At 62.4% G+C, this 22594-nt stretch carries 22 protein-coding genes and 1 pseudogene; 14 read left to right on the forward strand and 9 right to left on the reverse strand.

The window, feature by feature from the left end:
- The first annotated feature begins 75 nt into the window (after positions 1 to 75).
- A complete protein-coding gene (gene mtnA / locus IVB31_RS31365) occupies positions 76 to 1182 on the forward strand; it encodes an S-methyl-5-thioribose-1-phosphate isomerase (protein ID WP_247331844.1) in 1107 nt (368 codons plus the stop codon).
- Positions 1183 to 1205: 23 nt separating this feature from the next.
- Here the strand turns inward: mtnA and IVB31_RS31370 are convergent, their stop codons facing one another.
- On the reverse strand, positions 1206 to 1841 hold the full coding sequence (locus IVB31_RS31370; protein WP_247331846.1) for an HAD-IA family hydrolase: 636 nt from the start codon (positions 1839 to 1841) through the stop codon (positions 1206 to 1208).
- Between the two features lie 110 nt (positions 1842 to 1951).
- On the opposite strand from IVB31_RS31370, the gene IVB31_RS31375 reads away from it, so the two are divergent.
- The 4 genes from IVB31_RS31375 (at position 1952) to IVB31_RS31390 (ending at position 6179) form a co-directional block, all read left to right on the forward strand.
- A complete protein-coding gene (locus IVB31_RS31375; protein WP_247331848.1) occupies positions 1952 to 2707 on the forward strand; it encodes a trypsin-like serine protease in 756 nt (251 codons plus the stop codon).
- Between the two features lie 124 nt (positions 2708 to 2831).
- Positions 2832 to 4334 carry an NAD(P)/FAD-dependent oxidoreductase gene (locus tag IVB31_RS31380; protein ID WP_247331850.1) on the forward strand — a complete coding sequence of 501 codons (1503 nt, stop codon included), beginning with the start codon at positions 2832 to 2834 and terminating at the stop codon, positions 4332 to 4334.
- Between the two features lie 197 nt (positions 4335 to 4531).
- Positions 4532 to 5644 carry an NADH:flavin oxidoreductase/NADH oxidase gene (locus IVB31_RS31385; RefSeq protein WP_247331852.1) on the forward strand — a complete coding sequence of 371 codons (1113 nt, stop codon included), beginning with the start codon at positions 4532 to 4534 and terminating at the stop codon, positions 5642 to 5644.
- A gap of 127 nt (positions 5645 to 5771) precedes the next feature.
- Entirely contained in the window at positions 5772 to 6179 is a 408-nt protein-coding gene (locus IVB31_RS31390; protein ID WP_247331854.1) for a hypothetical protein, read from the forward strand.
- Positions 6180 to 6278: 99 nt separating this feature from the next.
- Here IVB31_RS31390 and IVB31_RS31395 read toward each other — a convergent pair whose 3' ends face one another.
- The 3 genes from IVB31_RS31395 to IVB31_RS33595 form a co-directional block, all read right to left on the reverse strand.
- Positions 6279 to 6524, reverse strand: a complete 246-nt coding sequence (locus IVB31_RS31395) for a PilZ domain-containing protein (protein ID WP_247331856.1) — start codon at positions 6522 to 6524, stop codon at positions 6279 to 6281.
- 256 nt (positions 6525 to 6780) lie between these two features.
- Complete coding sequence (locus IVB31_RS31400) at positions 6781 to 8115, reverse strand: DUF2235 domain-containing protein (protein WP_247331858.1); 1335 nt, start codon at positions 8113 to 8115, stop codon at positions 6781 to 6783.
- Positions 8116 to 8205: 90 nt separating this feature from the next.
- Positions 8206 to 8340 carry a hypothetical protein gene (locus IVB31_RS33595; RefSeq protein WP_256464362.1) on the reverse strand — a complete coding sequence of 45 codons (135 nt, stop codon included), beginning with the start codon at positions 8338 to 8340 and terminating at the stop codon, positions 8206 to 8208.
- 355 nt (positions 8341 to 8695) lie between these two features.
- Between IVB31_RS33595 and IVB31_RS31405 the strand changes: the two genes are divergently transcribed.
- The 4 genes from IVB31_RS31405 (at position 8696) to IVB31_RS31420 (ending at position 10211) form a co-directional block, all read left to right on the forward strand.
- Positions 8696 to 8953, forward strand: a complete 258-nt coding sequence (locus IVB31_RS31405) for a hypothetical protein (RefSeq protein WP_247331861.1) — start codon at positions 8696 to 8698, stop codon at positions 8951 to 8953.
- A 1-nt stretch (position 8954) separates the two neighbouring features.
- On the forward strand, positions 8955 to 9251 hold the full coding sequence (locus IVB31_RS31410) for a hypothetical protein (protein ID WP_247331863.1): 297 nt from the start codon (positions 8955 to 8957) through the stop codon (positions 9249 to 9251).
- 209 nt (positions 9252 to 9460) lie between these two features.
- Positions 9461 to 9739: a DUF1488 family protein gene (locus tag IVB31_RS31415; protein WP_007604598.1), complete on the forward strand. Its 279-nt coding sequence runs from the start codon at positions 9461 to 9463 to the stop codon at positions 9737 to 9739.
- A gap of 202 nt (positions 9740 to 9941) precedes the next feature.
- Entirely contained in the window at positions 9942 to 10211 is a 270-nt protein-coding gene (locus tag IVB31_RS31420) for a hypothetical protein (protein ID WP_247331866.1), read from the forward strand.
- Between the two features lie 186 nt (positions 10212 to 10397).
- Here IVB31_RS31420 and IVB31_RS31425 read toward each other — a convergent pair whose 3' ends face one another.
- From IVB31_RS31425 to rpmB, 5 genes are all read right to left on the reverse strand, one after another.
- Positions 10398 to 11441, reverse strand: coding sequence for a hypothetical protein (locus tag IVB31_RS31425; RefSeq protein WP_247331868.1), 1044 nt, complete (start codon positions 11439 to 11441; stop codon positions 10398 to 10400).
- A gap of 12 nt (positions 11442 to 11453) precedes the next feature.
- Positions 11454 to 12338, reverse strand: coding sequence for a hypothetical protein (locus IVB31_RS31430; protein ID WP_247331871.1), 885 nt, complete (start codon positions 12336 to 12338; stop codon positions 11454 to 11456).
- Positions 12339 to 12353: 15 nt separating this feature from the next.
- Positions 12354 to 13175: a hypothetical protein gene (locus IVB31_RS31435; RefSeq protein ID WP_247331873.1), complete on the reverse strand. Its 822-nt coding sequence runs from the start codon at positions 13173 to 13175 to the stop codon at positions 12354 to 12356.
- Positions 13172 to 14449 carry a hypothetical protein gene (locus IVB31_RS31440; RefSeq protein ID WP_247331874.1) on the reverse strand — a complete coding sequence of 426 codons (1278 nt, stop codon included), beginning with the start codon at positions 14447 to 14449 and terminating at the stop codon, positions 13172 to 13174. Before IVB31_RS31440 ends, IVB31_RS31435 begins: the two co-directional genes overlap by 4 nt.
- Before the next feature lie 366 nt (positions 14450 to 14815).
- Positions 14816 to 15127, reverse strand: coding sequence for a 50S ribosomal protein L28 (gene rpmB / locus IVB31_RS31445; RefSeq protein ID WP_247331875.1), 312 nt, complete (start codon positions 15125 to 15127; stop codon positions 14816 to 14818).
- A gap of 586 nt (positions 15128 to 15713) precedes the next feature.
- On the opposite strand from rpmB, the gene IVB31_RS31450 reads away from it, so the two are divergent.
- The 5 genes and pseudogenes from IVB31_RS31450 (at position 15714) to IVB31_RS31470 (ending at position 22589) form a co-directional block, all read left to right on the forward strand.
- Complete coding sequence (locus tag IVB31_RS31450) at positions 15714 to 16523, forward strand: DUF3108 domain-containing protein (protein ID WP_247332345.1); 810 nt, start codon at positions 15714 to 15716, stop codon at positions 16521 to 16523.
- A 614-nt stretch (positions 16524 to 17137) separates the two neighbouring features.
- A complete protein-coding gene (locus IVB31_RS31455; protein WP_247331876.1) occupies positions 17138 to 20599 on the forward strand; it encodes a helicase-related protein in 3462 nt (1153 codons plus the stop codon).
- A 13-nt stretch (positions 20600 to 20612) separates the two neighbouring features.
- Positions 20613 to 20894: pseudogene (locus IVB31_RS31460) on the forward strand (RNA-binding S4 domain-containing protein); the annotation flags it as partial.
- Positions 20895 to 21026: 132 nt separating this feature from the next.
- On the forward strand, positions 21027 to 21365 hold the full coding sequence (fdxA, locus tag IVB31_RS31465) for a ferredoxin FdxA (RefSeq protein WP_211400087.1): 339 nt from the start codon (positions 21027 to 21029) through the stop codon (positions 21363 to 21365).
- Between the two features lie 345 nt (positions 21366 to 21710).
- Complete coding sequence (locus tag IVB31_RS31470) at positions 21711 to 22589, forward strand: CarD family transcriptional regulator (protein ID WP_247331878.1); 879 nt, start codon at positions 21711 to 21713, stop codon at positions 22587 to 22589.
- Positions 22590 to 22594 lie beyond the last annotated feature (5 nt).

Here is a 22594-nt window from a genome sequence, read left to right on the forward strand (position 1 = left end):
GATCCCGAGCTTCTCAAGAAGCTCGATGCGGTGGCCGGGCGCATCCTGCGGGCGTGATACGAAAGGCAGAATGCCATGAATGTCGACGGCAAGCATTTTCGCAGCATCTGGCGCGAGCGCGACGGCTGGTCGGTCGGCGCGATCGACCAGCGCCGGCTGCCGCATGAATTCGTCATCGCAAGTCTGAAATCATGTGAAGCCGCAGCGGTTGCGATCCGCGACATGCTGGTGCGCGGTGCGCCGCTGATCGGCGCGACCGCAGCCTATGGCATGGCGCTCGCGATGCGCGAGGACAGTTCCGACGCTGGGCTGAAGCACGCCTACGAGACGATGATTGTGGCGCGGCCGACAGCGATCAATCTGAAATGGGCGCTCGACGAGATGCGCGCGACGCTCGCGCCGGTTGATCCGGTTGAACGGGCGGAAGCTGCCTATGCGCGCGCCGACGAGATCGTCGAGCAGGACGTCGAGATCAACCGCGGCATCGCCGCCAACGGCCTGAAGCTGATCGAGGCGATCGCGGCGAAGAAGCCGGGCGAGACGGTCAATTTGCTGACCCATTGCAATGCCGGATGGCTTGCCACCGTCGATTGGGGCACCGCCACGGCGCCGATCTATCTCGCGCATGAGCGCGGCATCAAGGTCCATGTCTGGGTCGACGAGACACGTCCGCGCAACCAGGGCGCCTCGCTCACGGCCTGGGAGCTCGGTCATCACGGCGTGCCTCACACCGTGATCCCCGATAACACCGGCGGTCATCTGATGCAGCACGGCATGGTCGATCTCGCTATCGTCGGCACCGATCGCGTTGCCGCCAATGGCGACGTCTGCAACAAGATCGGCACCTATTTGAAAGCGCTCGCCGCGTACGATAATGGCGTGCCGTTCTATGTCGCACTGCCGTCGCCGACGATCGACTTCGCCGTCGATGACGGCATTCGCGACATCCCGATCGAGCAGCGCAGTGGCACGGAGGTCACCGACATGACCGGCCGCACGGCCGATGGTAGGCTTGAGACGGTGCGTATCGTGCCCGAGGGCTCGCCAGTCGCGAACTACGCGTTCGACGTGACCCCGGCACGCCTCGTCACAGGGCTCATCACCGAGCGCGGCGTGCTGAAGCCGGATCGCGCCTCGCTCGCTGCCGCCTTCCCGGAGCGGATCGTTGCCGCGGCGGAGTAGGACGTTTGACGGAGAATGATGGGCTAGCTCAGCTTCAATCCCGTCGCCGTCTCGAGCGCGGCGATCGCCTGCGCGCCGCTGGTGACCTTGATCGTCGTCATCCCCATCTCGCGCGCGGGCTTGAGGTTGACGCCGAGATCGTCGAGATAGACGCAATTGTTGGGATCGACCTTCAGCGTCTCGACCATCAGTTGGTAAATGCGCGGGTCCGGCTTGCGCAGGCCGATCTTGGCGGACTCGATGACATGGTCGAACAGCACCATCACCTCGGCGACGTAGAGCGAGCGCCCGGTCATGCTGCCGATCGCGTTGGCCGGCAGATTGTTGGTGATGCAGCCGGTCTTGAACTGCGCCTTGATGCGCTTCAGCGCTTCGACCATCTCGGGGCGCAAATCGCCCTGAAGCAGCGGCAGCACATCGCGGCCGCGCACCTCCGCGCCGAGCGCGCGCGATTCCTCGGCGAACAAATGATCGAACGCGTCGATATCGACCTCGGCGCGCTCGAACTTGGCCCAGGCATTTTCCAGATGATTGGCGGCATTGGTGCGCCGGATGAGATCGACGGGCAGGCCGCGCTCGGTCTCGTACCGCGCGAACGCCTCGAACGGTGAGCTCGTCAGCACGCCGCCAAAATCAAAGATCACAGCTTCGATCGCCACTGTCCTGCCCTCGTCAATGCCTTTCCAAGAGGGCTAGCATGCGATATCGGCAAGGGCCAGTCCGACGCAATCTCCAGCCCTCACCGATGCTGATGCCAAAGCGTGTTCCCATGAAGAAGCTTGCAACTCTCATCGCCATGTTGCTGCTTGCCGCTCCCGCCCGTGCCATCGTCGGCGGCGGCACGCCGCAGGCCGACGGCGTTGCGCGCGTCGTCGTCACCATCGTCGGCTCGCGCGGCAATTTCTGCACCGGCAGCCTGATCGCACCAAAACTCGTGCTGACGGTTGCTCACTGCGTGCAGCCTGGCGCGGAGTACAAGATCGTCGATCGTGGTGCTGACGGTGCGCCTCAATTGCTCAATGTCCGCACCGTCGCGATCCATCCGAACTTCAACATGCAGGCGATGCAGGCGCACCGCGCCACCGCCGACGTGGCATTGCTGCAACTGGAAATTCCACTCAAGGGAAAATCGACGGTGCCGGTCGGCGCACCAAACATTCCAATCCAGGTCGGCAGCCGCTTCGTCATTGCCGGCATCGGTGTCACCGTGCGCGGCGACGGCAAGAGCGGCGGGGCGACGCGTGTTGCCGGCCTCGTTGCGACAGGTCAGCCCGGCACGCTCCAGATCCGGTTGGTCGATCCCGTAACCAACGGTGTTCGCGACGGAATCGGCGCCTGCACCGGCGATTCCGGCGGTCCCGTGTTCGAGGACAAGCCGAACGGTGCCGTGCTTGTCGGCGTCATCAGCTGGTCGACCGGGCCGAACGGTGCCGCCGGCTGCGGCGGATTGACCGGGGTCACGCCGCTCACGCTCTATCGCGACTGGATCTTGCAGACCGCGCGGAGCTGGGGTGCTGCGCTGTGATTTGATCGCGGCTCGATCTGTGTCATTTTAGTGCGGAAGCGCGATGGGCACCCATGCCCGTCGCGGAGGAAACGCGTCGCCCAATCAAGGGCGGCCATAAAAACAAGCAAGGCAAGAAGCACCAATGAATGTCGCTGTTCGCAGTCACGCCTCGGCCAAACAGGCCTCTGAACATTTCGACGTGCTGATCGTCGGTGCCGGCATCTCCGGCATCGGCAGCGCCTATCACATGACAAAGCAGCTTCCCGGCGCGAGCTTCGTCATCCTGGAGACGCAGGCGACGTTCGGCGGCACCTGGACCACGCATCGTTATCCCGGCATCCGCTCCGACAGCGACCTCCACACTTTCGGCTATAGCTTCAAGCCCTGGGTCGGTCCGCCGATCGCGACCGCCGAGGAAATCCTCACCTACATGAACGAGGTGATCGACGACAACGATATCGCCCGCCACATCCGCTACAAGCACAAGATCAATTCCGCGAGCTGGTCGAGCGAGCAGAATCTCTGGACCATCGACGCCGTGACGACCGACACCGGCGAGCCGAAAACCTTCACCGCCAATTTCCTCTGGATGTGCCAGGGCTACTACCGACATTCGGAAGGCTACACGCCGGAATGGAAAGGCACTGATAGCTTCAAGGGCCGCATCGTTCATCCGCAGACCTGGCCCGATGATATCGACCTCGCGAACAAGAAGGTGGTCGTGATCGGCTCGGGCGCGACGGCGGCAACGCTGGTGCCGAACATCGCGGACAAATGCGCACATGTCACCATGCTGCAGCGCTCGCCGACCTACTTCCGCCTCGGCCGCAATGCCATCGAGATCGCGGAGGAGCTGCGCCGGCTTCAGGTCGACGAGGAATGGATCCACGAGATCGTCCGCCGCAAGATCCTGTTCGAGCAGGATGCGTTCACCAAGCTCTGCATCTCCAAGCCGGAGCAGGTGAAGAAGGAGCTGATCGGCCAGATCAGCGCGGTGCTCGGTCCGGACTACGATGTCGAGACGCACTTCACGCCGAGCTACCGGCCGTGGCGGCAGCGCATCGCCTTCGTGCCCGACGCCGACCTGTTCAAGGGCATCGCCAGCGGCAAGGCTTCCGTCGTCACCGACGAGATCGAATGCTTTGTCGAGAACGGCATCCAGCTCAAATCCGGCAAGCGGCTGGAGGCCGATATCATCGTCACCGCGACCGGTTTCCATCTCGCGGCCCTCGGCGATATCGGCTTTGAGATCGACGGCAAGCCGCTGGCCTTCGGCGACACCGTCACCTATCGCGGCATGATGTTCACGGGCGTGCCGAACTTGGTCTGGGTGTTCGGCTATTTCCGCGCCAGCTGGACGCTGCGCGTCGATCTCGTCGCCGATTTCGTCTGCCGTCTGCTCGCCCATATGAAGACCAAGGGCGCGAAGAAGGTCGAGGTGGCGTTGCGTCCCGAAGACCACAACATGCCGATCCTGCCCTGGATCGATCCGGAGAATTTCAACCCCGGTTACATCATGCGCGACATCAACCTGCTGCCCAAGCGCGGCGACAAGCCGGAATGGCAGCACAGCCAGGATTACTGGACCGAGAAGGACGAGATCCCGAAGACGGATCTCGATGACGGGGCGTTTGTGTACAAGTGAGGGGTGGTAGGCGGCGCCACATGCTCCGTGTCGTCCCGGCCTTCGCGCTCTTGTGATCATGTGCCGCTGATCATGTGCGCGCGAAATGCATGGCCCCGCGCGCGGCCATTCCCGCCGCGCAGGTGGCATTCTCACATCCGCCCACTACACTTCATGCAATTGCTTCCATCCCCTCCATCCCTTTCGGAACTCCCCGCATGAGCGCCCTGTTTTCTCCGATCAAGCTGCGCGGCCTGACATTGAAGAACCGCATCGTGGTGTCGCCGATGTGCCAGTATTCGGCCGACGACGGCGTTCCCACCGACTGGCACTTCACCCACATCAACAATCTCAGCCTGTCGGGGGCTGCGATGTTCTGCATCGAGGCGACCCATGTCGAGGCGATCGGCCGCATCACGCCGGGCTGTCTCGGGCTCTACAGCGATGCCGCCGAAGCCGCGCTGAAGCAGATCCTCACCTCGGTGCGCAAGCATTCCTCCACCGCGGTCGCGATGCAGCTCGCGCATGCCGGCCGCAAGGCCTCCAGCGCGCGCCCCTGGGACGGTGGACAGCTCATTCCAGTTGACCAGGGCGGCTGGCGGACGGTGGCGCCGTCGGCGCTGCCGCACAAGGAGGGCGAGGCCGCGCCGCTGGCGCTCGACGCCGCCGGCCTCAAGCGCATCCGCGACGCCTTCGTCGACTCTGCGAAACGCGCCGATCGCATCGGCATCGACGCCATCGAGCTGCATGGCGCGCACGGCTATCTCCTGCACCAGTTCCTGTCGCCGATCTCCAACAAGCGCACCGACGAATATGGCGGCTCGCTCGAGAACCGCATGCGCTTTCCGCTCGAAATCTACGACGCTGTCCGGGCGGTATTCCCGCGCGAAAAACCGGTGGGCATGCGGGTGTCGTCGACCGACTGGGTCGAGGGCGGCTGGGACCTAGCGCAGACCATCGCATTCGCCAACGCGCTGAAGGCGCGCGGCATCGACTGGATCGACGCCTCCTCCGGCGGCGTGTCGCCGCTGCAGAAGATCACGCTTGGCCCCGGCTATCAGGTGCAGTTCGCCGAGGCCATCAAGCGCGAGACCGGCTTGCCGACCATCGCCGTCGGCCTGATCACGGAGGGCAAGCAGGCCGAAGAGATCGTCGCATCGGGCAAGGCCGACATGGTCGCGCTCGCCCGCGGCATGCTCTACGACCCGCGCTGGGCCTGGCACGCCGCAGCCGAACTCGGCGGCGAGGTCGAAGCCCCGCCGCAATTCTGGCGCTCGCAGCCCTCGACGCAGAAGGCGCTGTTCGGCAAGACCACGTTCGGGGCGAGGTGAGGGGGGGCCTGCGAGTGGTGCGCTTTTTCGTCAACTCTCCCTCACGCATCCGTAACTCTCCTCACCTTCCACCTCAGGCAAATCTGGCCTAACCTCGCGCGCATCCAACTCCTCGCGGAGGCCCGTCATGCGGTTTCGTGTCCGGAAGGCTGCCCACGTCATCGAGCGCGTGGGTCTGGCGATGGCAGGCGCGGCGTGCGGCCTGTTCGTCGGCGCCTATGTCGGATCTGCCATCCCCGCGCTCACCACGGAGGGGTTCCTGCTGCTGATGATGGTGCTGGGCTTCGTCGGCTTCTATCTCGGCATCGACACGCCGCAGCTTCCCTTCGACGAGGCGCACAGCGCCATCGATGCTGCGGAACTGCTGAGCGCCGCCGGCACGCTCTGCGCCACGCTCACCGCATTCGCCTCCGTCGCCATCATCGTATTGCGCCTCGAGCCGCATATCGCCTGGAGCTGGTTCGCTTTGTTCGGCTGGATCGCCGGCGTCGCGATGCAGATCGTCGCGGGCGCGAAAGCCAGGATGCGGAAGTAGGTTCGGGTGAGGGGTGCACGGCCGTGCGTTAAATTCCGCCGTCGTCCTGGCCTAGTGCGCAATTGCGCACTAGGCCAGGACGACGAAAGCGACAGGTGCCTAAAACACCACGCCCACCCGCGTCCCGCGCTTCCACGCGATGCGGCAGCGCTTTTTCGTGTTGACGTGCAGCAGCTCGAACCTGTCGGGAATCTTCACCTGCCCGCCGAGATCGACGCAGGCCCCGCCGGCCGAATAGTCGATCAGCGTGCAGACGATCACAGGCGCGCGCGGGTCGGTGATGATCTTGGCCTGGCGGGACACCAGGCCTGCGGGCTTCACACGGGCATGTCGGCGCGGATGCATTGGCACTCTCCTCCAATTCCGCGGACGGCGCGGTGGTCAGGGACGCGATCATGCAAAGGAGAAGATTCGATCCGGCTAAGGCGGGCCTGAGAATTTTAATGAAAAGTGTCGGCGAATGGAGAAAAGCGGCGGTAGCGGGGTGAGGCGGCGCTTCGTCATTGCGAGCGCAGCGAAGCAATCAAGACTGCCTCCGCGGAAAGACTCCTGGATTGCGTCGTCACAAGGGCTCCTCGCAATGACGAGGCCGGCCACCATCTCACCCCGCCACGATCTCCTCCGTCTCCGCCGCCACACCCGGCCGCACCGGCATCGGCACCGTCACATAATCCTTCGGCAAATTCACCGGCCGGTAGTCCGGCTCCACCGCCATCCGCTTCACCACGCTCTCATGCACATGCGCGCCTTCGGGGATGAGGCGCGGTTCGCAATCGGGGATGTAAAAGCCCAAAAACACCTTCCGCTCCGGCCATTCCTTGTATGTCGCGCGCTTCGGCAGATACTCCAGCACGCGCCAGAGCGCCGTCATCGAATTGTGCAGCTCGCCCACCTTGCCGGTGTATTCGGGCGGCACATACTGGAACGGCGAGTTCTTGCGCTGGACGCCCCAGGCGAGCTGGTTCACCGTGCGCGGGTTGAAGTTCAGCCCCGCCTTCGCCGCCTCCTCGATCATCCAGATCAGCGGATATTTGGACTCGCCGCTCTCGGCCTCGGGATAACCGCCGCCGACGTCGCAATGCACGCCGGCGAACCACACCTGCAAGATGTCCTGCGGCTCCTTCTTCTCGTCGGGCACGTAGCGGTTGCGCCAATAGTCCTGCGGCTGCTCATACTCTTTGAGGCGAAACATGCAGCGCTGCTCGTCGATCGCGATCGCCTGGCGGAAGATGTTGACGCTGGGATTGCGCAGCGTGAAGGCGAGCTCCTCCAGGCTGAAGACGAGGAAGAAGACGTCGCGCCGCGGCACGATCACGCTCGCCACCGTGTCCCAGACGCCGATGAAGTGGATGGTCGGCCAGCGCGTCGAGGTGATGCGCGCGAACTGGGCGGCGAGATCGAATTGGTCTTTCGGCAGCGGCCCCTGCTCGTCGACGGCGATGTCCTTGAGGTCCTCGATGTCGTTGCCGCGCCCGGTGCCGGAATATTGCTTGTAGGCGACGAGGCCACTGCCCGCGAGGTTGGCCTGCTCCGGCGAGATCAGCCCAATTTTGTGGATCAGCCCCGCCAGCACGCGAACCGTGTAGGCACCGCGCGAAAAACCGAACAGATAGATCTTGTCGCCGGGCGCGTAGTGCTCGACCAGGAAGCAATAGGCCGAGAGCACGTTGTCATCGAGCCCGTAGCCGGTGGCTAGCCCCAGCACCAGATTGATATTGGCCTTGAGCCGGTGCCACGTCGACGGCTCCGTCACCGTGCCGACGCCCGGATCGTAAAACACCACCTGCCGCGGCGACGTCCTGTCGGTCTTGCGCAGGCAGCGATAGAGCTTCAGGACGTTGGAGATGTTCTCCGAGATCTCGTTGCCGGTGCCGTCACAGCAGATGACGAGGTTCTTCGGTGTGGTGTGGTGGTCGGTTTTGGGTTCGTACTCCACAGGTCAGCCCCTCCCGGTGATGCTACCGGGGCGAGTATAGCTGAAAAGCGCGACGTAGAAGAGACGACGGCGGCGCTTCTCCCTCTGCCCCTACTTCTTCTTCCCCGACCCGATCTCCGGCTGCCAGGCGGCATCCTTGCGGCTCGGTGCGGCGGCGCTTGTCTTGACCTTGTCCTTCTTCGGCTTCTTGGTCTCGCGGTTGCTGCGTTGCTGTCCCTTGGCCATGATGTCGGTCTCCTCTGGGGTTTTGAATTCGCTCGGTTCGTCCGATTGCGAGAATGACGCTACTGTATACGCGAGGCACGCGGCGACGAGAGTGGCACGCGGTGCCGCGCATACGATACGCGAAAGGTGCAGCGCAAGCGAGCTGCGGCAATTGCGTGAGCTGCGCTGACACGATGAAGCGTACGCGTGCACCACGCCGATTGCGAGGACAAAAGCGCCGGCCACGAGCGCGCGCTGCCTGCGGCCGCGGTGCACGCGGGCTGGGGGCGATAGTGCTGGCTATTGCCCTGCAACAAGTGCATGCTCGCCGCAGTCGGCGTCGGTTGGGGCTCCTCTTTGCGAAAGGCAGGCGCGCATGACCATCCGTTCGCGGCGCGAAACCATCACCTTCAGGCATCCGTTCCACATCCGCGGCATCGTGCGCGAATTGCCGGCGGGCGCCTATGAGGTCGTCACCGACGAGGAGACGATCGAGGGACTGTCGTTCCCGGCCTGGCGCCGCATCGCCACCATGATCACGGTGCCCTCCGAAGGCGTGCGCGGTGCGACGGAGATGCTTTCGATCGGCTCGGTCGACCTGGCGGATGCCCAACGTATCGACGCGAGTGCCTGAAATGACTGACATCCCGGTCGATCTCGACGCCCATCGCGGCATGGCCGCCCAGAAGGCAACCGATCTGCGCCGCGCGCTGGCCGATGTCGAGGCCCAGGTCAGGGAGCTGCGCGAGCGCGAGGCCGAGCTCGAAAACCGCATGATGACGGCGCCCGCGATGTCGTGGCCGGAGGCCGCGGTGAAGGCGCGTCATCTGCTCAACCTCTATGCCGCCAGCCTGCCCGCCGAGGACACCCGCCACCGGGCGCTGGTGACGGCCCTGTTCGACGATTTTGTCAGGCTCTCGGCCGAGAGTTGAAGCAAGCTGTAGGCCGCGGGCGCGCTGCAGCGCCTCTCCCGCTTGCGGGAGAGGTCGGCGCGTCCGGGCGATGCGAAGCATCGTCCCGCGCGCCGGGTGAGGGTTCTCTCCACACGGGGGTTCTCGCTCGCGGCGACACCCCCACCCCAACCCTCCCCCGCAAGCGGGAGAGGGAGCGCACCGGAAGCCATCGCGTAAAGGACCAGCCCATGACGCTCACCAGCAGCCGCTTCATCGCCCACGACCAGGACCGCGGCATCGTCCAGTTCTCGATGCAGGACGGCAGTAAGGAGATCGCCTGCGCGATCTCGACCTCCGCCATGGACGACCTCGAGCGCGGCCCGCGCGCCAGGCCCAGCGAGCGCGAAGAGCAGTTCACGCGCCTGCGCGAGCGCATCGAAGCCTGCACCGGACGCAAATATCAGGCGACGGAGTTCGAAGGCACGCCGCCGGGGATCGTGCTGCGGAGCATTGATTTTCGGGGGTAGGAATCGATGGCCACCGTTTTTCTCCGGCTCCCGGTGCGGCTAAGGCGATTCAGTCCTGCCTGCACGAACTGGGCTACTCCGATGTGACGGTGTATTTCGTTGGAACAGCACCGCGGAACAATGTCGGAAGCTGGCCAACCCGAAACGTTGTTGTCGACGCGAAGCTGCAAGGACGGGAATTCTACGCGCGAGAGGACGGGAATTGGCGGAGGTCGCCGATCTCGGGTTCGTTCTATGGGATGGAAAGAGTTCCGGCTCGGTCCAGAACATGCTGTGGCTCCTGGCGCGAAAGAAGACAGTCGTCGTCCACTTCGCTCCCGAGAAGAAGTTCTACAACTTCAGGAGCGAGAACGAGTTGGTCAATCTTCTGAGCCGTTGCGACGGTGAAACGCTGAACGATCTTGATCGAAAAACTCCGCTCCCCGATCGTTTGAAGAAAGCAAACCGAACTCAGCAAGCATTCAATCTTTAGACGGCGATCGTGAGGAATTTGTGGTTCGGCCAATTGCGGGTGCGAGCCCAGCTCCGGATTAACGTTGGCCTTGAGCCGGTGCCGACGTCGCCAGCTCTGTTACCCTGCCGACCTCGAATTATAAAACATCATCTGCCGCGACTGCGTCTTTTCCGCCTTGCGCATGCAGGGATCGTGAGAAAGGGCCTACTGGCTGCTATTTTGTTCGACAGGTGTAGTTTGGGTTGCGGGGGTAATTGATTTAGGGGTTCCCGGTCGTTGAGTGCTCCTCGCCGTGCCGGCGGTGACATAATAGGGATAGAAATTCTGTTCCACCTGTCTCTGCAGAGACTTGTATCGATCTTTGTTAGTAGGTGAAGTCCCGTCTATATTCCGAGTATAAAATCGGCATTTCTGCTCGCGACTCCATGAAGCAAGTCTATTTGTCGCGCTAAGGAACGAGCGTTCGTTTATCTCGGAGTTGCGAGGAAAATTACTTACCGCGGCCCATGCAGGGTCTTGCGCGCGGGATGACGTGGCATCGCTTACCCGAACGCCGGAGTCGAGAAACGTAACATCAAAGATGAACTCGGTCTGGCCTGCGCTGTTTATCCAGCAAGATGGATAGGATAATCCTTTTCCGCTGATCATTAGATTGTCCTTCTCTCTCCGCAGTTTCTCATTACTGACTTCAAGAGTTAAAACTTTTGATGACAGCTCATTTGGAGGAAGCATCTCAGAAAGGGGCCGAACTTGCTCGGGTTCTGTTGATTTTCCCAATCGGGCCAGCACTTCGACTGCACGGTGAAGCGTCGCAGGCGGATCGCTCGGATCAATTTCTGCGGCGCGGCGCATCGTGGCAACCAATGCTCTTAGTTTGTCTTCACTCAAATCTAGTGACCTAACCAGCGATGATTGTTCTAGGAGCTTGGTGTTCTCTTCCTTCTGGACGGCAAGTTGTCTCTCTAGTTCGGTAAGCGTCTGAAAGCGTTGAATGAGCTGTTCGACGCTGGCTATTCCGTTAGCGCCTCCCGACATGAGAGCTTCCTGCAGAGGTTTCAGCTGGTCAAGGCTACGGCTCAACACCTCGAAGCGCGTCTCAGCTGCTTTTGCCAATGACTGCCAATGTTGAAGTTGGCTGGCGAGAGCAAGCAGGAGTAAGAACAGGAGCAGCAGGAGGATTTCTGCCAGCGTTAATCCGAGGACCAAGCCGCGCCGGTGTTCACGTTCGTCTGAAATGCGTGCGCTCATAAACCCTCCGTACTATTGGCGCCGAAAAGGCCAATACCAGCGACGTTTCCTCCGCCCCAATAGATCAATGGTCGCGGCAAGCTGATTCACCATCTCCTGCACGCGATCGCTAAAATCCAAGAGCCTATCATTCAAGTCGGTCGTCAATTGCTTCAGGCTACGCTCGATTCGAGTAATGCCTTCATCCAATTCGTGGACCCGATCGCCTTCATTTGCGAAGGCCCGACCAATAGTCTGAGCTGCAGATTGTGCGGTAGTTCTGATGCTCGAGATTGCCTCTTGAGCGACCGAATTGGATTCTTCGGCTGTCTTTGCCGCGGCTTGCTTTACGCCAGTGTGGAAGGTCTCGAACTCAGCTAGCGCAAGACTCAGTTGGGCGCGAAGGTCTGCCGAAGCGGCCAACAAGTTTCTTCGTACTTCATCTTCAACATCATCGAGATCGCCTCGCATCTGCACAAATAGGACGCGGCCAGCTACACCTATAATTGTTGTGAACAATGCTATTCCAAAGTTGCCCAGAAGGTCGTCGACCGAGGCGACCTTGCGGATCTGAATCTGCAGAAGAGCCGCAGAGAGGCTGGCCAGCGTGAATATAAAGCCAAGATAGTAGAAGTTGTCGCCTAGCCGATCAGGCCGCATGCGAACACGACGAAATCGGAAAGCAATAATTCCGTAAGCGATCATCAGCGTGACTGCGCCGATAGCGACAAAACTGCCATTGTAGTCTTGCAGCTTAAAAAAGAGGATTGCGGCAAAGCCGAGTATTGCAACTAGCGCGAAGAGACCCTTGTCGGGCATGTCATCAAAGAAGCGGCGTCGCGGCAGAAGTTGCTCTGCTCGATCCAATCGATTTTCGACGCTCGGTTTGCTCCCGTTTACGCCTTCTTCGCCATTCATGTGTTCGCCGTTAAATCATAGGGTTTCAATGCCTGTAAGATGTCCGCTAGAATCGGAGATTAGTTGTTCCCAAAATAGCTGGTGCCCCCGGTTCTGGATCGGGGTGCCTTTCCGTGTTGCCGAGAGGCGCAATAAGTAAAGAATATCGACGTCTGCGCCTTTGAGTTGTGGTTGCAGCGTCGACCATGCTGGCATTCGAGCCAGCTGCTGAAAATTGGGTTCGGCTTGAAATTGAGAATACAGGGTGGTGTGCTGAATCATGTCAGATATCATTGTTAAGCGAAGCGGAACTTGGCCGCGCTCAATGGAGCCAAACGAACTGATCGCAGCGGCCCTCAAGCTTTCCACGATAGGGGAGCTATTTTCTTTTGATGCGCGGAGCAGCTCTGAGACGGTCTGATCAAGTACAGATGAAAACCGCCCCTCATAACGTTGCCGCATACGCTCGGGATTTTCTATCCATTGGTTTGCTTCTGATGGTTTTCCTAATGCGCACAGCCGCAACTTCGGCTGGAGGACGTGAGTGCTGTCTCCCTGAAACGTATAGATATCGAAGCGCATCCCGAACGGGGCAGCTTCTTTGAGCTTTTCCACGGTTTGACGAATCCGTTGCGCCTGTTGATCTGTGATCGGATCGCTACGATCAAAGAGAAGGACATGGATTGCAGTCGGGCCTGTCTTTGGACAATTGGTCTCGGCATCGAGTTGCGGACGTGTTTGCTTGATGTAGAAGAAGCCGCCTAGGAGAGCCGCCAGGACGGCCACGCCAAGTGCTGCAAGAAGTACTCCTTTGGCCGCGTCTGAATTGCCGCGGGAGCGTCGTCGACCGCTCGTCATTGGGATTGCATCCCAGTCGGGTGCGGATATTTGACGAGAAGCGCCTCATATTCTTCCAGGACGGCGCTACTTAGTCGCTGCAGATGGTACAACGCTGCGTTCGCGTCCAATTGTGGTGTCGGCGGTTCCGCGATGGCGGCATGTACGGCGGCCTCATTGAGGAAGCTTCGTGGGAGTCGCCAAGCCACGTCGAAATAGCTAGGAGCAGGGCTCTTCCGCTTTGAAATATTTGCGTCGCGGTAACGCGACAGGAGTTGATTGATCGCTGCTTCGACGCTGTTCTCATATGCAGCGAAGGCCTCTAAAGCGGCGTTGCGCTCGGCGCGGACTTGCACCGCCTGCTGGGGGAAGAGGGGAATGCGTTGAGTTCCCGCCTTGATGGCGGTGACTGTCCTTTCTTTTATCTCATCGAGTTCGTCGAATAGATCCGCGTGTTCATCGCTATAGTTCTTTCGAGCGTGAACGGCGCGGCGGTAGTACGCGCCATAGCGAGGATAGGGATCATCATTGGTATAGCCCTTCCATATTGCAGTTGAGGCTAACACTGCGCCAAGTCCGAACAGGTAGTATGAATTGACATCTGCAAGCTCGATAGGATGCCGCAAGAGAGTGTTGATGGCGGCGGGAAGTGCATTCTCTTCGCCTACAGTGCCGATTACGTCTCGATAGTGTGCGGCAAAGCCATGCAGGCCGATAAGAGCAGTGAGCCCTGCGAGCGAGAAAATCAAACCGACAAATTTGATGAAGATGTTTTTGTGATTGATCCACCGCATTGGAAAGAGCCCAATGCTATAGGCAATGAGGACGTTTGCAAATGAGATGCCGACAGCGGTAACGATTCCTCCAAGAAGCCCAAACTCTGAGCCCTTGGAGAAAAACACGCCGTTCATTCCTGCTTCGACGCTAATCAGCAAAACCAACAAGCCCATTGTAGTCAGGCGGTTGGATGGATCTCGGGCTGCCCTTCTAAGATTATTCCTTGTTTGAAATTCACGGAGTTCATCCCGAAAGGCAATATACGTCTCTCGGAGAGGACCTAATTCTGCTTCCGCGCGATGGTTGGCATCTCGAAGCTGCGTGAGAGTGTTTCGCGAGAGGAGCTGAATGTTTGCTAGTTCGGTCTGGACAGAAAATTCTGCCAAACGCTGGGCATAGGCCCTGAGGTTGTTAAGCAGCTCGCTGCCGTGCCAAGTCCATTCACTTTCAATCGTGTGCGTAATCTGCTGTTCGATGGAGTCCAATGTCTTCGCATCCGAAGAAGGAAGCTCTTTCACGGCGCGCTCCGACGCTACGCCATCCAGATCTAGCCTCTTTGCGATAGCAGAGGTGTCAATCGGCCGAAGATAACCTTGCGCAGTCGCGGGGCTTTGTTCGCCTCTAATTGCGTCAGCCATCTTGCCGAACGCAGTTCTCCCCATGTCGCTGTCGCTCCCTGCGCGTTTTCCAAGCAAAAGCCTATCATAAAACCCGCAGTTGCAAGTGGGTCCGCTGGGAGACCTTAGTATCCCCTGCACGCGGGGCGCGATGTTACTAGAAACAAAAACGGCCGGATCTTCCGATCCGGCCGTCACGCAAAACTTGATCCAACTAAGCCTACGGCACGCGACGCAACCTAGCCTCCGTCAAATTCGAAAACCTGCTTAGCTCGCCTTCTTCGCCGGCGCGGGCGTCGGGCCGACCTTCTTCTGGATGGCGCGCTTCAGCTCGAGGGCGCGCGGCGACAGCAGGTCGGACTTGGCCTTGAGCAGGAAGGGGTCGAGGCCGCCATTGTGGTCGACGCTCTTGACCGCGTTGGTGGAGACGCGCAGGCGCACGTTGCGGCCCAGGGCTTCGCTGATGAAGGTCACGTTGACCAGGTTCGGCAGGAAGCGGCGCTTGGTCTTGATGTTGGAGTGGCTGACCTTGTTCCCGACGAGGGGGCCCTTGGCCGTCAGTTCGCAGCGGCGAGACATCTCAAAATCCTTCGGTCTGAGCCCCCAACGAGTGCGGCCGCCATCCGGGGCGCCACGGGGGCAAATTCTTTCGTCCTTGCAGGGAGCGGCGGACGTATAGGGGGGAAGGGACGGGACGTCAAGGTTTTGGGGCGTTGGGAGCGCGGGTTTCATGCCCACACCTGGTGTCATCGCCCGCGCAGGCGGGCGATCCAGTATTCCACCGACAGCGCGGCTGGAGTCGAGGGGCCGCGGCGTACTGGATGCCCCGCCTTCGCGGGGCATGACAGCGGAGTGGGTCGGGCGAGCTGCGCGCTCCTGACACACGTCCGATCACCAAAACGGCAATGTTTGTCGCGCCTTACCATCACATAAAGGGCGTATTCGCGCCCGAAAAGTCCGGTGGAGTTCCGGGGCTGACATGCCCGGACACATTGTTTGCCGCGGTTTTTTGCTTAAGTAACAACCGTTCGCGCCCCGATTGGATTGTTTCGTGCTCACAACGCCTCATTCTGCGCCCGGCCTGCGCTCAATCGAGCCGCGCGCAGCCTTGCCGGCCTTGTTGCCGATCTTGCCAGCGTTGCCGCGCTCTGCCGGCCGGCTGGCCATGGCGGCCCTGTGCGGGATGGTTTTGGCGTGGGCGGCGGAGCCTGCGGCGGCGCAAGGCAAGCTCGAGGCGCAATATGAGGCCTCGCTGTCAGGCATTCCGGTCGGCAAGGGCGCCTGGAACATCGAGATCGGCGACGACGTGTTCGCGGCCGCGGCCTCCGGCGGCACCTCGGGGCTGCTGAAATCGTTCGCGGGCGGGTCGGGCACCGGCGCCTCGCAAGGCCGCGTGGTCAACGGCGCGCTGGTCGCGACCGGCTACCAGGCTTCCACCACCACCTCGAAGAAGACCGAAGAGATCCGCATCACGCTCGACAAGGGCAATGTGAAGGATTTTGCCATCGTGCCGGAGCCTCCGGTCGATCCCGACCGCATCGTCGTCACCGATGCGCATCGCCGCGGCGTCTGGGACCCGATGACGGCCTCGCTGGTGCGCGTATCCGGCACCGGCGACGTGCTGTCGGCGGACGCCTGCCACGGCAGCGCGGCCGTGTTCGACGGCCGCATGCGCTACGAGCTCAAGCTCGATTTCAAGCGCATGGAAACGGTGAAGGCGGAGAAAGGCTACAAGGGCCCGGTCGTGGTCTGCTCGCTGTTTTTCGTGCCCGTCGCCGGCTACATCCCCGATCGCCCCGTGATCAAATACCTCGCCGCCCAGCGCAACATCGAGGTCGCGTTCGCGCCGATCGCCGGAACGCGCATCCTGGTCCCGTTCTGGCTGAAAGTGCCGACGCCCCTGGGGCCGGCGATGCTGGAAGCCACCAGCTTCATCACCTCAGCCCAGCCCCCGCGGGTCGCGAAGACGCAATAGGCCGCGCTTCCCCCTTGCCTGCGGTTCCAAGCCAGATACAAAGACACGTGATTTCAATGACATCCCTACTGTGCATGGGGTTGTTTTCGCGTTTTTTGATTGGAGGGGCCGCTGGGTAGGGAATCCATTTGACTCCTCCCCGATTCTGATTCGACTCCGCGCTGTCCCCAATTTTAAGGAAGTCGTCATCGAAACGCCGCTTGTGCGGCAGGGCAAAACTCCATCTAGTGCACAACTCACGCGAGTCCCGCGACATGTTGCGAGAACGGAACGGGACTCCGAGGCGAGTCAGCGATTCGGCCGCGATTCGTTCTGGAGTCGTTCCGAAGCTTAAGTTGAGCGGGAAAAGCGTCGCAAAGTGAGACAGTTGCGCGAGATCTGGGGAGAGCGCTCGCACCCACTCGGTGTCATCGCCCGGCTTGACCGGGCGATCCAGTACGCCGAGACGGTTGTGGTTGAGCCGAGGAGCCGCGGCGTACTGGATGCCCCGGTCAAGCCGGGGCATGACAGCGAAGCGAGGGCCGCGTTCGGAGATATGACCGACAGATCCCAGCCCCCGTCACGCCCCATCCGGCACTGACATTCGCCCAAATCGCCATTACCTAATCCCGCAGATGCCTTTTTCCTCCTCCCCCTTCGCTTCCGAGCGGCTCCCCGGCGCCGGCGTCACTGCGGTGCTCGGGCCGACCAACACCGGCAAGACCCATCTCGCCATCGAGCGGATGCTCGCGCATCCCTCCGGCATGATCGGGCTGCCGCTGCGCCTGCTCGCGCGCGAGGTCTACAACAAGATCGCCGCGCGGGTCGGCAGCGATGCCGTCGCGCTGATCACCGGCGAGGAGAAGATCAAGCCGAAATCGCCGCGCTACTGGGTCTCGACCGTCGAGGCGATGCCGCGGGATCTCGACGTCTCCTTCCTCGCCGTCGACGAAGTCCAGATCGCCTCCGACCTCGAGCGCGGCCACGTCTTCACCGACCGCATCCTCAACCGCCGCGGCCGCGACGAGACGCTGCTGCTGGGTGCGGCCACCATGCGCCCGATCATCGAGCGGCTGTTGCCCGGCGTCTCCATGATCACGCGGCCGCGCATGTCGCAGCTCGAATTCGCCGGCGACCGCAAGATCACGCGCCAGCCGCGCCGCACCGCCATCGTCGCCTTCTCCGCTGACGAGGTCTACGCCGTCGCCGAGCTGATCCGCCGCCAGCATGGCGGCGCCGCCGTGGTGCTGGGCTCGCTGTCGCCGCGCACCCGGAACGCACAAGTGGCGATGTTCCAGAACGGCGACGTCGACTATCTCGTCGCCACCGATGCCGTCGGCATGGGCCTCAATCTCGACGTCGACCACGTCGCCTTCGCCTCCGACCGCAAGTTCGACGGCTACCAGTTCCGCCGCCTGACGCCGTCGGAATTCGCGCAGATCGCCGGCCGCGCCGGCCGCGCCACCCGCAACGGCACCTTCGGCACCACCGGCCGCTGCGCGCCATTCGAGCCCGAGCTCGTCAATGCGCTGCAGAACCACACCTTCGACCCCGTGAAGGTTTTGCAATGGCGCAATTCGAAGCTGGATTTCGCCTCCCTCGGCGCGCTCCAGGTGTCGCTGAACCAGTCGCCCGGCCCTGAGGCGCTGACGCGCGCGCCTGTTGCCGAGGACATGCGCGTGCTCGACCATGCCGCCCGCGACGCCGAGGTGCGCGATATCGCGCATGGCAAGGCGGCGGTGGAGCGGCTGTGGGAGACCTGCCAGGTCCCGGACTACCGAAAGCTGTCGCCCGCCGCCCATGCCGAGCTGGTCACGACGCTGTACGGGTTCCTGATGCGGAAGGGATGTATCCCCGATTCCTGGTTCGCGGCCCAGATTGTCCAGGCCGACCGCGTCGACGGCGACATCGACACGCTGTCGGCCCGGATCGCGCAGATTCGCACCTGGACCTTCGTCGCCAACCGTCCGGACTGGCTGAAAGACCCCGAACGCTGGCAGGGGATCGCCCGCGACGTCGAAAATAAATTATCGGATGCGCTCCATGAACGCTTGACTGAGCGTTTCGTTGATCGCCGGACCAGTGTATTGATGCGCCGCCTGCGGGAGAACACGAGCTTGAATACGGAAATCGGCAAGACCGGCGAAGTCATCGTCGAAGGCCATGTCATCGGCCGCCTCGATGGCTTCACCTTTGCACCGGATGCGGCGGAAGCCGGCTCCGATGCGAAAGCGTTGCAGGCTGCAGCGCAGGCCGTGCTCGCCGGCGAGATCAACGCGCGCGCCGAAAAGCTGGGCAACGCGCCGGACGAGCAGTTCGTGCTGACCTCGGAAGGCATCATCCGCTGGACCGGCGACGCCGTGGCGCGGCTGTCTGCCGCAGATGACGCGCTGCATCCGCGCATCCGCATCATCTCGGACGAGCGTCTCACGGGTGCGCCGCGCGACAAGGTGCAGGCCCGGCTCGACCTCTGGCTCAAGACCCATATCGAAAAGCTGCTCGGGCCGATGTTCGAGCTGTCGAAGGCCGAGGACGTCACCGGCATCGCCCGCGGCATCGCCTATCAGCTCGTCGAGGCGCTCGGCGTGCTGGAGCGGCAGAAGATCGCCAACGAGCTGAAGGACCTCGACCAGCCCTCGCGCGCCGTCCTGCGCAAATACGGCGTCCGCTTCGGCGCCTATCACATCTATTTCCCCGGCCTGCTCAAGCCGGCCGGGCGCGCGCTGGCCGCGCTGCTCTGGGCGCTGAAGCAGGACAATGTCGATCCTTCCGCGCTGTCGGGCGCGCAGCATCTGGCATCTTCGGGCCGCACCTCGTTTCCGGTCGACAAGCAGCTGCCGCGCGATGCCTATCGCGTGCTCGGCTACAAGCAGGCTGGCGAGCGCGCCGTGCGCGTCGATATTCTGGAGCGCCTTGCCGATCTGATCCGCCCGGCGTTGGCCTGGCGCGAGAACGCGTCCGGCGAAAAGCCCGCCGGCGCGTTCGACGGCCGCAGTTTTGTCGTGACGCAGGCGATGACGTCGCTCACCGGCTCGGCCGGCGAGGACTTCGCATCCGTGCTGCGTGCGCTCGGCTATCGCATGGACAAGCGCCCGCCGCTGCCGGCGAAGCCCGCCGCAACTGTTGCTGAGCCGGCTGTTGCTGACGCGGCTGCTGCTGACGCCTCCAGCGAAGAGACGTCCGCAACCGAAACGCCGGTCGAGGACGCCGCAGCGCCGGCGGATTCCGCGATCGAAGCCGCCGCCGAGCCTGTCACCGTCGAAGACGCGCCCGGAATGGAGCCGCACGACGAGCCCGCGCACGAAGAGCCGGCGCTCGAAGCTTCCCCTGAGGTCCCCGTCACGCCGGAAGACGCTCCCGGCATCGCGCCGCCTGCGGAAGAGACTGTTGCGTCCACCGAGGCTGTCGAAGCCGCTCCTGCCGATGCCGCTCCCGCCGAAGCCGCGGCAACGGAAGCCGCTGCGTCGGCCGATGCGGCTGCGCCTGCGGAGCCCGCGGCTACGCCCACCGAGCCCGAGCTCATCGAGGTCTGGCGTCCCGGCGGCCGTCACGAGGATCGCAAGCCGCGCCACGAGCGCCATCGCCATCAGCGTCACAACAACCAGCCGCGTTCGCAGGCCGGTGCTGAAGCCGGCAGCACGCCTGCCGAAGGCGAAGCAGCGCAGGCGGCCGACGGCGAGAAGCGCGGTGAGCAGCGGCATCGCCACGGTGGCGGCCATCGCAGGGATTCTGGCCGGGATGGCGGCAGGGATTTCCGCAAGCCGCGCGAAGCTGGCGCCGAAGCCGCGCCGCGTCCCGAGGGACGCGACGACAAGAATCGCCGCTTCGAGGGCAAGAATGGCGGCAACAAGGACCGCGACAACAAGGACCGCGACAACAAGGACCGCAACAAGGGCAAGTTCGGCGGCGATCGCGACAAGGGCCGCGACAACCGTGGCCGCGACCGCGACAAGGGCCGCGATCGCCAAGGCGGTCCGTCGCTGCGCCCCTACGCCTCGAGCGCGACCCCGCGCGAGCGCGATCGTCCGGTCGATCCGAACTCGCCCTTCGCAAAGCTCGCCGCGTTGAAAGAGCAGCTTTCGGGGCGCAAGGAGTAGTCCCACGACGACCGAGCGGCAGCGCCTCGACAAATGGCTGTGGCATGCGCGGGTGGTGAAGGCGCGCACGTCGGCGGCTGAGCTCGTCGAGTCCGGACACGTCCGCATCAACGGCGCGCGCGAGAAATCGCCGGGACATGCGATCAAGATCGGGGACGTGCTCACCGTCGCGCTCGATCGCACTGTTCGCGTCTTGAAAGTGACAGCCTTCAACGAGCGCCGCGGCGATGCTGACTCGGCGCGCGTGCTCTACGAGGAGCTCAGTGAAGGCCGTCCAAATTCTCAGCGCAATTAATTGCGCATTGAATTCATTTCTTGGTCGATCAAGCACATAAAGCCGTCATGATCGGCCGTTCCCGACCTTGCGGCGCCGGGCCATCCGCGCTACGCAAGCCGCGAGTTTTAAAAGAGCTTTTCGGAGCGTTGGATGACTTACGTCGTCACTGAAGCCTGCATCAAGTGCAAGTACACCGACTGCGTCGAGGTCTGCCCGGTCGACTGTTTCTACGAGGGCGAGAACATGCTCGTCATCCATCCTGACGAGTGCATCGATTGCGGCGTGTGCGAGCCGGAATGCCCCGCCGACGCCATCAAGCCGGACACGGAACCGGGCCTGGAAAAGTGGCTCACCGTCAACGCCGACTACGCCAAGAGCTGGCCGAACATCACCCAGAAGAAAGAATCACCTGCCGACGCCAAGGAATTCGACGGCGTGGAAGGCAAGTTCGACAAGTATTTCTCCTCGAACCCCGGCTCCGGCGACTAATTCGGGCTCAAACTTAACCCTAATAGCGGCGTTGCCGCCGAAAACCAGCCCTTACGACCCCTAAATCATTGATTTTTGCGGGAAATGTGCTATATTGGGCACATTAAGCTGAACCCCCCGTCAGCCCAGTTGGCCCGTTGGGTTCCCGTGAAACCAAATGTCGAACAGGGGCGTGGCAGTTTCCGCGCGCAGGCTGTGTCACAGAAAACGCGTAAAAAGAGTACTTCAGCGAGGGCTTCCCATAAGGAGGCCAAAAAAGTCGCCGCGGCCAGCCGTAGCGCATCCAAGGGTCGGACCGCGACGAAGGCGCCGGCTGCAAAGTCCTCGAAGAACAAAAGAAGCGCAATGCCTCACAAGACTGCCAAACCGGCCGCGAAAGCGACCGCTGCCAAGCCTGTTGCTGCCAAGCCTGCCGTCGCCAAGCCTGCCGTCGCCAAGCCTGTTGCTGTCAAGCCTGCTGTCGCCAAGGCACCCGCTGCCAAGGCTCCCGCTACCAAGCCCGCCGCGCCGAAGGCTCCTGTTGCTGCTGCGCCTGCCAAGGCTCCTGTCGTTGCCGCCAAGCCGGCCGTGAAGCCCGCTGCGCCCGCGCCGAAGATCGAGGAAAAGAAGGTCGTGACCCAGCGCCAGGGCTTCAAAGCCAACGAATTCGTCGTCTATCCCGCTCACGGCGTCGGCCAGATCCTCGCCATCGAGGAGCAGGAGATCGCCGGCGCGAAGCTCGAGCTGTTCGTCATCAACTTCATCAAGGACAAGATGACGCTGCGCGTGCCGACCGCCAAGGTCGCCAATGTTGGCATGCGCAAGCTGTCCGAGCCCACGCTGGTGAAGAAGGCGCTGGAGACCCTCAAGGGCCGTGCCCGCGTCAAGCGCACCATGTGGTCGCGCCGCGCGCAGGAATACGAAGCGAAGATCAATTCGGGCGACATCGTCGCGATCGCGGAAGTCGTGCGCGACCTCTATCGCTCCGAGTCGCAGCCCGAGCAGTCCTACAGCGAACGCCAGCTCTATGAAGCCGCGCTCGACCGTCTCTCCCGCGAGATCGCGGTGGTGCAGCACTCGACCGAGACCGAAGCGGTCAAGGAGATCGAGGCCCAGCTCGCCAAGAGCCCGCGCCGCACCGGCGCCAAGTCCGAAGCCGCCGAAGGCGAGGGCGAGGCAGATGCCGAGGGCGATACCGACGAGACCGAGGGCGGCGGTACCACGGTCGCCGACGAAGCCGCGTAAGCGTC

The organism is Bradyrhizobium sp. 21 (assembly GCF_023073335.1).
In the GTDB taxonomy this organism is placed as follows: domain Bacteria; phylum Pseudomonadota; class Alphaproteobacteria; order Rhizobiales; family Xanthobacteraceae; genus Bradyrhizobium.